This is a genomic window from Brevundimonas sp. (assembly GCF_032017145.1).
Classification (GTDB): domain Bacteria; phylum Pseudomonadota; class Alphaproteobacteria; order Caulobacterales; family Caulobacteraceae; genus Brevundimonas.
This window is the reverse complement of record NZ_DALZQC010000031.1, coordinates 1-13,950: the sequence shown is the minus strand read 5'-3', so window position 1 is coordinate 13,950 and position 13,950 is coordinate 1. Positions and strand designations below refer to the sequence as shown.

11 protein-coding genes and 1 riboswitch are annotated in these 13,950 nt (G+C 67.7%); of the genes, 5 read left to right on the top strand and 6 right to left on the bottom strand.

All coding sequences use genetic code 11. The annotated features are described in order from the left end of the window. The first annotated feature begins 8 nt into the window (after positions 1-8). Both RTU05_RS07380 and RTU05_RS07375 read left to right on the top strand, forming a co-directional pair. Complete coding sequence (locus RTU05_RS07380; protein ID WP_312597024.1) at positions 9-1,529, top strand: HWE histidine kinase domain-containing protein; 1,521 nt, start codon at positions 9-11, stop codon at positions 1,527-1,529. Continuing rightward, a complete protein-coding gene (locus RTU05_RS07375) occupies positions 1,526-1,903 on the top strand; it encodes a response regulator (protein ID WP_312597022.1) in 378 nt (125 codons plus the stop codon). The genes RTU05_RS07380 and RTU05_RS07375 overlap by 4 nt, the downstream gene beginning before the upstream one ends. Here RTU05_RS07375 and RTU05_RS07370 read toward each other — a convergent pair. Genes RTU05_RS07370 through RTU05_RS07355 form a run of 4 tightly spaced genes read right to left on the bottom strand, consistent with a single transcriptional unit; the run spans position 1,900 to position 8,648 of the window. Then, on the bottom strand, positions 1,900-5,301 hold the full coding sequence (locus RTU05_RS07370) for a DNA methyltransferase (protein WP_312597020.1): 3,402 nt from the start codon (positions 5,299-5,301) through the stop codon (positions 1,900-1,902). The genes RTU05_RS07375 and RTU05_RS07370 overlap by 4 nt on opposite strands. A gap of 37 nt (positions 5,302-5,338) precedes the next feature. After that, entirely contained in the window at positions 5,339-6,550 is a 1,212-nt protein-coding gene (gene hutI / locus RTU05_RS07365; RefSeq protein ID WP_312597018.1) for an imidazolonepropionase, read from the bottom strand. After that, positions 6,547-7,260 carry a histidine utilization repressor gene (gene hutC / locus RTU05_RS07360; RefSeq protein ID WP_312597016.1) on the bottom strand — a complete coding sequence of 238 codons (714 nt, stop codon included), beginning with the start codon at positions 7,258-7,260 and terminating at the stop codon, positions 6,547-6,549. Before hutC ends, hutI begins: the two co-directional genes overlap by 4 nt. Then, positions 7,257-8,648: a formimidoylglutamate deiminase gene (locus RTU05_RS07355; protein ID WP_312597014.1), complete on the bottom strand. Its 1,392-nt coding sequence runs from the start codon at positions 8,646-8,648 to the stop codon at positions 7,257-7,259. Before RTU05_RS07355 ends, hutC begins: the two co-directional genes overlap by 4 nt. Positions 8,649-8,725: 77 nt before the next feature. Between RTU05_RS07355 and hutG the strand changes: the two genes are divergently transcribed. Genes hutG through hutH form a run of 3 tightly spaced genes read left to right on the top strand, consistent with a single transcriptional unit; the run spans position 8,726 to position 12,737 of the window. Next, positions 8,726-9,544, top strand: a complete 819-nt coding sequence (hutG, locus tag RTU05_RS07350; RefSeq protein WP_312597012.1) for an N-formylglutamate deformylase — start codon at positions 8,726-8,728, stop codon at positions 9,542-9,544. Then, positions 9,541-11,205: a urocanate hydratase gene (gene hutU / locus RTU05_RS07345; RefSeq protein ID WP_312597010.1), complete on the top strand. Its 1,665-nt coding sequence runs from the start codon at positions 9,541-9,543 to the stop codon at positions 11,203-11,205. The genes hutG and hutU overlap by 4 nt, the downstream gene beginning before the upstream one ends. Positions 11,206-11,207: 2 nt before the next feature. Continuing rightward, on the top strand, positions 11,208-12,737 hold the full coding sequence (gene hutH, locus RTU05_RS07340) for a histidine ammonia-lyase (RefSeq protein ID WP_312597008.1): 1,530 nt from the start codon (positions 11,208-11,210) through the stop codon (positions 12,735-12,737). 25 nt (positions 12,738-12,762) lie between these two features. On the opposite strand, the gene RTU05_RS07335 is transcribed toward hutH, so the two are convergent. Together RTU05_RS07335 and RTU05_RS07330 are read right to left on the bottom strand one after the other, a co-directional pair. Beyond that, a complete protein-coding gene (locus RTU05_RS07335; protein ID WP_312597006.1) occupies positions 12,763-13,335 on the bottom strand; it encodes a manganese efflux pump MntP family protein in 573 nt (190 codons plus the stop codon). Between the two features lie 26 nt (positions 13,336-13,361). Further along, a riboswitch (yybP-ykoY riboswitch) is annotated at positions 13,362-13,505 on the bottom strand. Between the two features lie 44 nt (positions 13,506-13,549). Next, positions 13,550-13,950, bottom strand: a 401-nt coding sequence (locus RTU05_RS07330) for an alpha-hydroxy-acid oxidizing protein (protein ID WP_312597004.1), incomplete at its 5' end; no start/stop codon positions are given.

Here is a 13,950-nt window from a genome sequence, read left to right as displayed (position 1 = left end):
GGTAGGCGTTGAACGATCCGAAGACATCAAACAGCCTGACGGCCGTTCAGACTGCGGCCTTGGGCGCGGCGTTCGAAAGCTCGCCAAATCCCTATGTGCTATTGACGCCCGATCTGCGGATCGTCGCCGTCAATCGCGCCTACGAGGAGGTGACAGGGGCTCGGCGCCAGGACATCGTGGGCCAGCCGCTGTTCGCCGCCTTCGATTCCGGGCCAGGGTCCGACGCCCCCGAGAACGTGCGCCAGGTGCGCGATTCGCTGGAAAAGGCGCGCGATACACGTCAGCGCGACCATCTGGCGGTCGTCCGCTTCTCGGTGCAAAAGACGCTGGCCGATGGCAGTCTGGGCTTCGTCGAACGAGTTTGGAGCGCCACGCACACGCCCGTGCTGAATGCGGCCGGAGAGGTCGAACTCCTGCTGCAGCACACCACGGACGTCACCGACCTGTCGCCTGCCATCAGACCGGACGAACCGACCACCGCTCTGGACGCCATCGTCGGCGGCTCGGTCCTTCGCCGCGCCCAGTCGGTGCAGGAGGCCAATCGCCGCCTCGAAGGCGAGCGCAATCGCCTGGTCGAAATGTTCATGCAGGCCCCGGGTTTCGTCGCCATTCTGTCCGGGCCGGACCATCGGTTTCAGATGCACAACGACGCCTATGGCCAGTTGATCGGCCATCGCGACATCGCTGGAAGATCGGTGCGCGAGGCCCTGCCCGAGCTGGACGGTCAGGGCTTCTTCGACCTGCTGGACAGCGTCTTCGCCACCGGCGAACCCTACGAAGGCCGCGAAAGCCCCGCCCGCCTGCAACGCACGCCCGATGGTCCGCTGGAGACGGTCTATCTGAACTTCATCTATCAGCCGATCCGGGACGGTTCGGGCGTGGTCGTCGGCATCTTCGTGCAAGGCCATGACGTCACCGCCAACGTCCAGGCCGCCCAGCGCCAGAAGCTGATGATCGACGAACTGAATCACCGGGTGAAGAACACCCTGGCCACGGTCCAGTCCATCGCCATCCAGACCGCGCGGTCCAATACCGATCCAGCCGGCTTCGCCGAGACCTTCCAGTCGCGGATCATGTCCCTGTCCCACACCCACAATCTGCTGACCCAGAGCCATTGGGAAGGCGCCGATCTGCGCGCCATCCTGCAGCACGAAACCGAAGCCTATGGTCCCACGCGGGTCAGTCTGATCGGTCCGCCCGTGTCACTGGAGCCTTCGGTGGTTCTGTCGCTCGGCATGATCTTTCACGAGCTGGCGACCAACGCGGCCAAATACGGGGCCTTGCACACGCCTGAAGGGCGAGTGCTGATCGACTGGGCGCTGGCCGACCAACGCGATCGCAAACTGCGCCTGACCTGGCGCGAAACAGGCGGGCCGAAGGTTGCGATACCGGACAGAAGAGGCTTCGGTAGTCGCTTGATTGAACGAAACATTCGCCATGATCTGGCGGGAGAGATCGATCTGGTCTACGCCCCGGACGGATTGATCGCGGAGCTTACGATTCCGCTCGACAGGACCGCTGCCCAATGACCCAACCCCTGACCGGCCGCCGCGTCCTGATCGTGGAAGACGAATCGCTCGTCGCCATGTTGATCGAGACCATTCTGGAAGACATGGAGTGCGTGCCTGTCGGCCCCGCCTCCACCATTGACGAAGGTCTTGCCCTGGCGCGCGACGCCGAAGGGTTGGACGCCGCGCTTCTGGACGTCAACGTCGCCGGCCAGCAGATTTTCCCGGTCGCCGAGGCGCTGAAGGCGCGCGGCGTGCCGTTCGTCTTCTCCACCGGCTATGGCGAAGGCGGCCTGCCCGACGAATGGCGCGGCCAGCCCACCGTGCAGAAACCCTTCACCGAAGCCGCGATCCGAGACGCCTTGATGAAGGCCATCGGCGTCGCCCAGGTCTAGGTCGGCATCCGCCGCGGCGCGAACCAGCCGACATCGGTCAGTTGAACCGAGCCGGCGACCGCCAACACCTTCAACGTATGGCTGATCAACCGCCGGGCGCGCGGCCGACTGCCCTCGAACGCCTCGACCAGATCCCCCGGCGACATGGGCACCCCCTCCTTGCGCAGAATGGCCAACAGGCTCGACGCCAGGACGCCGGGCTCTTCGGGCAGCAACAGCTTCTCGCGCGATGTCGGCAGGGCCGGTTGCACGGGCCTGGTCGCGCTGGATCGTCGGACCTTGTCCGCCTGGTGGACCGGCCGAACGAAGGCGATCTCGCCCGCCGCCTCCTGTTCTGCGCGGGCGTGGTTCAGGCCGATCAGGCGATCCACGATCTGGGCGTCGGTCAGATCGTCCGGCCAGCCGTAGGCGCGCGACACCTGCTGATCGAGACGTTGGTGCAGATGGTCGATCAGACCGATGCGCGCCGCCTCCTGAGCCTCCCGCTCGACCTCGGTCAGGGCGTCGCCCTGCCCCATCCGCGCCCGGTCGTTGTAGAGGCCGGTCATGGTCTGATCCGGGCTGTCGCGAAGGACGGACGCTCTCAGAGCATCCAGCTCTTCGGCCAGCACGGCGATCTCCGCGGCCGCCGCCGCGGTCAGATCGGGGAAGGGAAAGGCGTCGAAGCAGACGCCCTTCACATAGACCGCCTCGCGCTCGTACTCGCCGATCCGCCCGGCGTTGGCGGCGAACCAGGCGCGGTGGTGACGCGACGACAACACACCCAGAACCGCCGGATCGTCGCTGGCGATCACCACAAGCTTGTTGTCCGGCAGGACCGACGCATCCAGGAAACGGAACCAGCGATGTTTGGCCGTCTCGACCGTGACGATGTAGCGGTTCAAGCCCTGCAACGCAGCGCGGAGATCGCGCCGGGGCTCGCCGAAAATCCACCAGTTCTCGCGGTATGAGGCGCGATTGTTTCGGTCGCGTTCCGGCTTCACCGCCTCCAGCAGATGCTGGAAAAGCAGCGGGTGGCGGCGTCGCGCCTCGCCCTCGTCCCAGCCGAAGAAGTCGATGACCTGCACGCCCCTGGGCCGATCCGCCAGATCGCGGCCGTTGCGATAATCCCGAACCGGCGACGGCGCATCCGCGTCCGAACCGGCCAGCAGCGCCTTCGCCCGTTCCGGCGCGACCTGAAATCCCGCGCCCATCAGCTGAACGCCGCGATAGGCCAGGCCGGCGTTGGCCTTCAGCGGGCGGATCTGCGTCAAACGGCTGTCCAGCATCAGGTCAGCGCCGATGTCGCCGTGCCTTTCCTCAAACGTCGGGGCGTCGGGATCGACAAGTCGCAGCCACCGGCCGTGGCCGTCCGGCTCTCCCCGCTCGGCGACGGACATGGCGATCCTGACGTCGGCGCATCCTGCGCCCCTGACCCACGGATGATCGGGAATGGCGAAGACCAGCCTGATGGGCGGCGTGGCGCGCAGATGGTGCTCCAGCACGCGGCGTGAAAAGGTCTGGGTGATCGAGTTGGTGGTGATGAAGCCGAACCGGCGCAGGATCGACCCCGGCTGTTTCAGGATGTCAGCCGCGCGATCCCACCAGGCGGTGACGAAGTCCGCCGACAGGAACCGCCCGCCTCTGATCGTCGACAGGGCGTCCACATAGCCGTCGCCCAGTTCGCGTCTCAGATCCTTGCCGCCGATGAAGGGCGGATTGCCGACGATGAAATGCACGGAAGGCCAGGGCGTTGGGCGCGGATCGACGTAGGTTTCAGCCTCTCGCACGCCCGCTGCCCGGATTGGCGCCGCCTCGACGCGTGCATAGTCCAGCAAGGCGTCGGCATGACGGATCGTGCGAAAATTCTTCAGGATCGGCTCGGACGGCGAGTAGCCGCCGGTCGCCTTGAAATACCATTGCAGATAACCGATCCACATCACCATCTCCGCGATCCAGGCGGCGTTGGCGTTCTTCTCGATGCCATAGAACTGTTCCGGGCTGACGACCTGGCCCTGGAAGGCCAGAACGCCCTGGCGTTCGCCCATTTCGCCGAGCGTGCCGAACACCTCCTCTTCCAGCTCCTTCATCATCCGCATGGCGACATAGAGGAAGTTGCCCGTGCCGCAGGCCGGATCCAGGACGCGCGTCTTGCAAAGCTGCTCATGAAAGGCGTGAAGCCGGCGGCGCGCCTTCACGGCGTCGCCCTGGACGAAATCGGCGACCGCCTCGGCCTCCACGGCCTCCCAGTCCGCCCGCAGCGGCTCCATGATGGTCGGCTCGATCAGCCGCTCGACATAGGCGCGCGGCGTGTAGTGGGCGCCCAGTTCCGCGCGTTCCGCCGGATCGAGCGCCTGTTCCAGCAGCGTTCCGAATATGGCCGGCTCCACATCGGTCCAGTCGCATTTCGCCGCCGCGATCAGCGCCGCCAGTTCATCCTCTGTGATCGGAAGCGTTTCGACCGTCTTGTAAAGCCCGCCGTTGAACCACGGCACATTCTGTCGCGTGGCGACGCAATAGCCGCCCTTTTCCATCGTTCGGAACAGGTCGCGCGCACCCTCATGAAACCGGTCGGCCGTTCCCTTGTGGCTTTGGAGCAGTTCCAGGAAGCTGCGGTGGGTTATCAGTTTCACACTGTCGGCGAACATGGCGAAGATGCACTGCATGACGAACCGGGCCGTCCTGGCGGCCTGGGCCGTGCGCTCCACCCGCCCCAGACCGACCTGGCGGCGGTTGTTGATCGACTTGACCAGCCAGGCGAGCGAGGTCGCGATGTCCGTCGTAACCTCGGCGGACCGTGCGGCGGGGTCCAGCGACATCGGATCGGTCCAGACCCGACGCAGCCGCTCGCGCACGTCCGGCGAGCGCAGGTGTTCCAGGGTGATGCGGTGGCCGGCGCGGTCGGGAAACGGCGCGTAGATCTTGCCCTGTCTCGCAAAATCCGACCACAGCTCGATCGAGCGCCCGACGTCGACGGTGATCAGGAAAGGCGGCCATTCGTCCAGCGCCTTGGCGTAGTTTTCGGCCTGGCGTTTGGCGATACGCATGACGCGGTCCAGCGCCTCCTGCGACGGCGCGCGCGACCTGGCGGCCGGTTTCGCCAAGCGCGCCAACTGGGCGGCGGGATCGAACGGTCCGCCGTCCCGGCGTTTGCGCGACTGCTTGGCCTCCAGGACGAAGCAGCCCCGCTTGGCGCAATCGATCCAGCCCATTGTGGTCAGTCCGTTGTCGTGACGGAACTGGATCGGCCGCTCGAAACAGTAGTCCAGGTCGCCGGCGCGCTCGTCGTCCGGGGCCGGCGCGCCGATCAGGCGGCAAAGCTGGATGATGAAGGTCTGATAGTGCGCGCGCTCGCTGATGGGGGCCGCGGACCAGTGCGCGATGAAGGCGTCCACATCGTTAGATTGTTCTGCGAGCATGCAAACAATCTATGGTTATCCTTATGCTCAACGCAACCTATGCGGGATACCCTTCGAGGTAGCGTCGGTTCAGCAGGGGCTTGCCCAGCCAGTAGCAAAGTTCGGCGGGGCCTGAGACGTCCCAGACCGACAGGTCGGCCGCCTTGCCCGTTTCCACCGTTCCCGCCTGCTGCACCATCCCGAGCGCTCGGGCGGCCTCTCGCGTCGCGCCGACCAGAGCCTCTTCGGGGGTCAGGCGGAACTGGACGCAGGCCAGGTTCAGGGCGGCGGTCATGGAGGCCAAGGGCGACGTGCCAGGGTTGCAATCCGTGGCGACGGCCATTCGCACTGCGTGGCGGCGCAGCAGATCGACCGGCGGCGCCTGGGTTTCGCGCAGCATCAGATAGGCGCCGGGCAGCAATACCGCGACCACGCCGGCGGCGGCCATGGCGGCGACGCCGCCTTCGGTCGCGTGTTCGATATGATCGGCGGACAGCGCACGATGATGCGCGGCCAGTGCCGCTCCGCCGCCGTTGGACAACTGGTCGGCGTGCAGCTTGACCGGCAGGCCCAGGTCGCGCGCCTTGTCGAACAGGCGCGAAACCTCTTGCGTCGAGAAGGCGATGGGCTCGCAATAGGCGTCCACAGCGTCCACCAGACCCTGCGAATGGGCCGCCAGCAGGATGTCGTCGATGGCCAGATCGACATAGGCGGCGCGGTCTTCGCGATATTCGGGCGGCACGGCGTGCAGGCCCAGATAGGTGGTGCGCACGCGCACCCCGCCTTCGCGCCCGATCCGTCGGGCGACGCGCAGCATCTTCAGCTCGGTGTCGCGATCCAGGCCATAGCCGGACTTGATCTCGACGGTGGTCACGCCGGTCGCCTTCAGGCCGGCCAGGCGGCTCATGGCCGAAGCGAACAGTTCGTCTTCCGACGCCGCCCGCGTCGTCTTGACCGAAGAGACGATGCCGCCGCCCGCGCGGGCGATCTGCTCATAGGTGGCGCCGCCCAGCCTCTGTTCGAACTCGCCCGAACGATCCCCGCCGAACACCAGATGGGTGTGGCAGTCGATCAGGCCCGGCGTGACCCAGCGCCCCTCAAGGCGGTCGGTCCGAACGGCGTCGATGGGCGGCAGGTCGGCGCGCGGCCCGACCCAGGCGATACGGCCGTCCGTAATCGCGACCGCCGCATCCGTGATCGCGCCGTAGGGTGCCCCGCCTTCCGTCATGGTCGCGACATGACAGTCGATCAGCAGGCGGTCGGCCTTCATCGGCGGATGTCCTTCATGTGGGCGGGGGAGAAGCGGGCGACCAGATCGTAGCGGTCGCCGGGAAAGGTCTGCCAGACCCGCGTCACCCCCTGCCCGTCCCGCCATGTCCGGCGTTCGACGCACAGGCAGGCGGCGCCGGGCTTCAGACCCAGCAGGCGCGCCGCCATGGCGTCGGCCTCGATGGCGGAAATGCGGTTCTCCGCTTCGGTCCAGGGCTCTGAGGTCAGCAACCAGCTTCCGGGCGCAAGCGTCTGAAAATCAACGTCGATGGCCTGTGGCGCAGCGGCGAGCGCGATCAACCGATGTTCCAGCGCCAGAGGCGTGCCGTCCGTGCTGTGAAGGCAGGTCAGGTCCAGCAGAGGCCCGCCGGCGGCCAGTTCGACTTCGTCTTCATCGCGGGCGTTCCGCTCCACCCGATCCAGCAACGCATAGCCATAGACCTGGCCGCGCGCCGCGACCTCGGCCTGCAGATCAGGAATGGCCAGGACGGCGGCATGGGCCTTGGGCTGGGCGACGAAGGTGCCGGCGCGGCGGCGGCGCGTCACCAGCCCCCGCCCCGCCAGTTCGGAGATCGCCTTGGAGACCGTCATGCGCGAGCAGTCGTAGGTTTCGGTCAACTCATGCTCGAACGGAATCCGGTCGCCGGGCGACAGATCGCCGGACAGGATGCGGCGCTCAAGATCGGCGTAGATGCGCTGGTGCAACGTCATGCCGCCGCCTCGCCCAGCACGCGCAGCAGGGCCTGGCGATAGCGTGTGTGAACCGCGTCGCGGGCGACATGGCGGCCGTTGGTCACCACTTCGCGTCCCGCTCGCCAGACCGAGCGGATCGCGCCGGATCGGGGCGCGCCGAAAATCCAGCTGTCCAGAACCGCATCGCCTGTGCGCCCGGCGAAGGCGATCCCGTCCACATCCAGCGACACGATGTCGGCCCAGGCCCCCACGACCAGGCCCGCCTCCAAGCCCCCCCCCTGCGCCCCGCCCGCAAGGGCGCGATCATAGAGAGCCCGGCCTGTCGAGCGTTGCGGATCGGCCATGACCGCCCGACCCCGCCGCGCCAGCCGCTGGCTGTATTCCAGCATCCGCAGCTCTTCCGCCACGCCGATCTGGACGTTGGAATCCGTGCCGATACCGAACCGTCCCCCGCCTTGCGTGAAATCGACGGCGGGAAAGACGCCGTCGCCCAGATTGGCCTCGGTAATCGGGCACAGGCCGACTACGGCCTGCCGATCCACGATACCGCGCCATTCCGCCTCGGTCACATGGGTCGAATGGATCAGGCACCAGCGCGGATCGACGGGCGCATTGTCCAGCAGCCATTCGACCGGACGCGCGCCGGACCAGTCAAGGCAGTCCTGAACCTCCTTGGTCTGTTCGGCGACATGGATGTGGATCGGTCGGTCTCCCGCCAAGCCCGGCATCGCCGCCAGTTCCTCCGGTGCGACGGCACGCAGACTGTGGGGGGCCACGCCCACCACGGCGCCCTCCATGTCGGTGGTCAAGGCGCGGCAACGGCCGACCAGACCGGAAAACCCGTCCAGATCGGTGACGAACCGCCGCTGGCCGTGGGCGGGCGGTTGCCCGCCGAACCCGGCGTGGGCGTAGAAGACCGGCAGCAAAGTCAGGCCGATCCCCGTCGTCTCGGCCGCCGCGACGATCCGGCCGGCGATCTCGGCGATGTCGCCATAGGGCGCGCCGGACGGGTCGTTGTGCAGATAATGAAACTCGCAGACGCGGGTGAAGCCGCCCTCCAGCATCTCCAGGAAGGCCAAGGCGGTGATGGCCTCGATCTCCTCAGGCCCGCCCCGGTCCAGGAAGCGGTACATCAGCGCCCGCCAGGTCCAGAAATCGTCGTCGGAAGGCCCGCGCGCCTCGGTCAGGCCGGCCATCGCCCGCTGAAAGGCGTGGCTGTGCAGATTGGTCATTCCGGGCAGCGCGACGCCGCCGCCCGCGTCCGTCAGCTGGCGCGCCACGCCGGTTTCCACCCTGGCGATCCGTCCGCCCGCCAGCCCGATCCGCACCCCGTTCGCCCAGCCGACCGGCAGCAGGGCGGCCTGGAACCAGAGGCTGCGATCCACAGGGTGGGCTTCAGGGGTCACTGGACAGGTCCGCGTCTATACGATCAATATGTCTAGACATACCACGACGGATCGATTTGGCGAGGGAGGCTGAACGGATGAAGGACTGGCTGACCGTCCACGAAGGTTCGGCGCCGCTGGTGATCGGCCTGCCGCACACCGGGACCGATATTCCGCCCGAGATCGAGGCGCGAATGACCTCGCCCTGGCTGGCGCGCAAGGACGCGGACTGGTGGGTGGACCGGCTCTACGACTTCGCCGCCGACATGGGCGCAACCCTGGTGCGGACGGCGATTTCACGCAGCGTCATCGACGTGAACCGCGATCCGTCCGGCACCTCCCTCTATCCCGGCATGACGACGACGGGCCTTTGCCCGACCGAGACCTTCGACGGCGAACCGCTGTATCGCGACGGCCAGGCACCCGACGAGGCAGAGATCGCAATGCGACGGGCGACCTGGTTCAATCCCTATCACGCCGCGCTGCGAGGCCAGTTGGATCGTCTGAGCGCGAGCGGCCCCGTCGTCCTCTATGACGCCCATTCGATCCGCTCGGTCGTGCCGCGCCTGTTCGAGGGCGAACTGCCGCAGTTCAACATCGGCGATAACGACGGGGCGACCTGCGCGCCGGAATTGACCCAAGGCGTCGAGGCCGCCTGCGCGATCAGCGGCTCCAGCCTAGTCGTCAACGGCCGGTTCAAGGGCGGCTGGACCACGCGCCATTACGGGCGGCCGAGCGCGGGGATACACGCCATCCAGATGGAGTTGGCCGACCGGGGCTATATGGCCGATCCCGCCGGGCCGGTGTCGCCCGACACCTGGCCCAGCCCCTATCAGCCGGAATGCGCGGAGCCGATGCGGGGCCATCTGCGCCGCGTGCTCGACGCCTGCATCGCCTTTGCGGAAAGCCAGAGATGAACACGCCCAACACCCGCATCGTCCGCAGTCCGCGCGGGCCGGAGATGACCGCCAAGACCTGGGCCGCCGAGGCCGCCCTGCGGATGATGATGAACAACCTGGACCCCGAGGTCGCCGAGCGGCCGCAGGATCTGGTCGTCTATGGCGGCATCGGCAAGGCGGCGCGCAACTGGGCCGCCTTCGACCGCATCGTGGAGACCCTGCGCGCGCTGGAGGCGGACGAGACCCTGTTGGTCCAATCGGGCAAGCCGGTCGGGGTGTTCCGCACCCATGCCGATGCGCCGCGGGTGCTGATCGCCAACTCCAACCTGGTGCCGAAATGGGCGACCTGGGAGCATTTCGGCGAACTCGATCGCAAGGGGCTAATGATGTACGGCCAGATGACGGCCGGGTCGTGGATCTACATCGGCACGCAGGGGATCGTTCAAGGCACCTACGAAACCTTCATGGAGGCCGGACGCCAGCATCACGGCGGCGACTGGTCCGGCAAATGGATCCTGACGGCGGGCCTGGGCGGCATGGGCGGCGCCCAGACCCTGGCGGCGACCATGGCCGGGGCATCCTGCCTGGCTGTCGAATGCCAGCGCAGCCGGATCGAGATGCGGCTGAAGACCTGTTATCTGGACGTCATGGCCGAGACGCTGGACGAGGCGCTGGCGATGATCGAAACAGCCAAGGAAACCGGAAAACCCATATCCGTCGGCCTGTTGGGCAATGCGGCCGATGTGTTGCCTGAACTGGTGCGACGCGGCGTCCGGCCGGATCTGGTGACGGACCAGACCAGCGCCCATGACCTGGTCAACGGCTATCTGCCCTCCGGCTGGGCGGTCCCGCAATGGGAGGATCGGCGGCTCAGCGATCCGGCCTCGGTGGCGGCGGCGGCGCGCAAGTCCATCGTCGCCCATGTGCAGGCCATGCTGGACTTCCAGTCAGCGGGCGTTCCGGTGGTCGATTACGGCAACAATATCCGTCAGGTCGCCTTCGACGAGGGGGTGACGAGCGCCTTCGACTTCCCCGGCTTCGTGCCCGCCTATATCCGGCCGCTGTTCTGCCGGGGCGTCGGGCCGTTCCGCTGGGCCGCCCTGACCGGCGACCCGGAGGATATCCGAAAGACCGATGCGGCGATGAAGCGCCTGTTCCCCGACAATGCGGGGCTGCATCGCTGGCTGGACATGGCGGGCGAGCGGATCGCCTTCCAGGGGCTGCCTGCCCGCATCTGCTGGATCGGGCTGGGCGACCGCCATCGCGCCGGCTTGATGTTCAACGAGATGGTGGCGTCCGGCGAACTGTCCGGCCCCATCGTCATCGGCCGCGACCATCTGGATTCCGGCTCGGTCGCCAGCCCCAACCGCGAGACGGAGGCGATGATGGACGGGTCGGACGCGGTCAGCGACTGGCCCCTGCTGAACGCCCTGCTGAACACGGCCTCTGGCGCGTCGTGGGTGTCTCTGCATCACGGCGGCGGGGTCGGCATGGGCTATTCACAGCACTCGGGCGTCGTCATCGTCGCCGACGGCACGCCGGAAGCGGCCAGCCGTCTGGAGCGCGTCCTGTGGAACGACCCCGCCACCGGCGTCATGCGCCATGCCGATGCGGGATATGAGATCGCCCGCGCCGCCGCCCGCGAACACGAGCTGAACCTGCCCAGCCTGAGGGCCTGACAATGACCATCCTGACCATCGGCGACGCGCCCCTGACCCTGGCCCAGCTTCGCGCCGTGCTGGATGGCCCCGTGACGGTTTCCATCACGCCCCGCGCCTGGACCGATGTGGAAAAGGGCGCGGCGACGGTGGCGGCGATCGTGGCCGAAGGGCGCACCGTCTATGGAGTGAACACCGGCTTCGGCCTCTTGGCCAACACCAGCATCGCGCCGCAGGACCTTGAAACCCTTCAGAAGAATTTGGTGTTGAGCCACGCCTGTGGCGTCGGCTCGCTGCTGCCGGATGCGGTGACGCGGCTTCTGATGGTGCTGAAGATCGCCTCTCTGTCGCGAGGCGCCTCGGGCATACGGCGCGAGACGCTGGAGGCCTTGGTCGCTCTGGTCAACGCCGACATCCTGCCCTGTATTCCGTCCAAGGGATCGGTCGGGGCGTCCGGCGATCTGGCGCCGCTGGCTCATATGTCCTGCATCCTGATCGGCGTGGGCGAGGCGCGAGTGGACAGCCTGACGCTGGAGGCAGAGGCCACGCTGGCGAAGGCGGGCCTGGCGCCGCTGACGCTGGGACCCAAGGAGGGTCTGGCCTTGTTGAACGGCACCCAGTGTTCGACGGCGCTGGCCCTGGCGGGACTGTTCGCGGCCGAGGCGGTGTTCGCGGCCGGCCTGGCGGCGGGCGCCCTGTCGGTCGATGCGCTGAAGGGATCCGACGCCCCGTTCGATCCACGCATCCACGCCCTGCGCGGCCAGCCCGGCCAGATCGCCGTGGCCGCAGCCCTGCGAGGACTGATCGACGGTTCGGCCATTCGCGACAGCCATCGCGACGACTGCGCCAAGGTTCAGGACCCCTACTCCCTGCGCTGCCAGCCCCAGGTCATGGGGGCGGTGCTGGACGTGCTGAAGACCGCCGCCGCGACGCTGGAGCGCGAGGCCAACGCCGTCACCGACAATCCGCTGGTCTTCATCGAGGACGGCGACGTGATCTCTGGCGGCAACTTCCACGCCGAACCCGTTGCTTTTGCAGCCGATCAGATCGCCATGGCCCTATGCGAGATCGGCAATATCTCCGAGCGTCGCACCGCCATTCTGGTCGATCCGAAGATGAGCGAACTGCCGGCCTTTCTGGTCAGGGAAAGCGGCCTAAACTCCGGCTTCATGATCGCCCAGGTGACGGCGGCCGCCCTGATCGCCGAGAACCGCATGGTGGCCCATCCGTGCAGCGTGGACACCGTTCCGACCAGCGCCAATCAGGAGGATCACGTCTCCATGGCCACGCACGGCGCGCGCCGCCTGCTGGACATGGCCGAAAATGCGGCGACGGTGGTGGGCATCGAACTGCTGGCGGCGGCGCAAGGGATCGAGTTCCACCGTCCCCTGACCAGTTCGCCGGCGCTGGAGCAGGTGTTCGCCATCGTGCGCGAAGCCGCCGCCCCCTACGCCAGCGATCACTATTTCGCGCCCGACATCGCCCGCGCCACCGACGGCGTTCGGGCGGGGCGGTATCGGGCGTTTGCGGACGACCTGCTGCCGTCCGCCTGATCCTCTCCCCGCCGACACGCCGGGATCAGCCGCCCAGAACGCCCAGATGTTCCATAAGGATCATCGTGCCCAGGCCGATCAGGGCCACCCCGCCCATGATCTCGGCCGCCTTGCCGAACTTCAGGCCCACGGCCCGGCCGATCAGCATGCCGATGGTCGTCAGGACGAAGGTGGTGAAGCCGATCGAGGCGGCGATCACCCAGATGTTGGCGCCGATGAAGGCCAGGCCCACGCCGACGGCCGCCGCGTCGATGCTGGTGCCGATGGCGGTGGCGATCAGGGCCCACGGACCCGAGCGGCGGGGGGCGGCGTCCTCGTCGCCGTCGCGCGGCTTGGCGCCTTCCCATATCATCTTGCCGCCCACGATCAGCAGCAAGGTGAAGGCGATCCAGTGGTCGATCCGCTCGACCAGGCCGGCGGCGATGATCCCCAGCCCCCAGCCGATCAGCGGCGTGATGGCCTCGATCACCCCGAACACCAGGCCCGCCTTGACGGCGGCCGGCACGGTCGGTCGGTGCGACGCCCCGCGCCCCACGGCGGCCGCGAAGGCGTCCGTGGACATGCTGAGGGACAGAACGGCGATGGCTCCTGGGGTCATGCGAAATACTCCACCGGGCAAGCGACAGCGGTCCCCACGCCGGCCGGTGCGGCGGTGGAACGCGCTGGTCTCGCTAGGCGGTGGTCCGCTGATCGCGCCACGCGCCGAAGCGCGAGTGTGTTGACGCGATCCCGACGATGCGACGCCGGAAGCTACTCCCCAACAGGAGGCGGCGCTCTACACGACCCGATGCGCGCTTGGCAACCGCCCGCGATCAGTCGAAGGGTCGCAAGGGCGCGCGGCGTAACGCCGCCAGATTGGCGGAGTCGGTGCAGAAACAGACGGTTCGCAGTTGGCGCACCACCTGCTGAAAATGTTCCACCACTTCCTCCGTAGAGGTCGCCGCCGCCAGAACGCCCGCCGACTGACCCACGATGTCGGCGCCCAGCCGGATCGCCTTGGCGGCATCCACACCGTCACGAACGCCGCCCGAGCCGATGATGACGGCCTCGGGGCAGGCGCGCCTGACATCGACGATGGCGCGGGCGGTCGGCGCGCCCCAGTCGGCGAAGGCGGCGGCGTGGGCCTGATCGAACGGGTCCGAGACCCGTTCGCCCTCGACCAGCGCCCCGTTGGCGCCGCCCGCGCCCGCCACGTCCACCGCCGCCGCGCCCA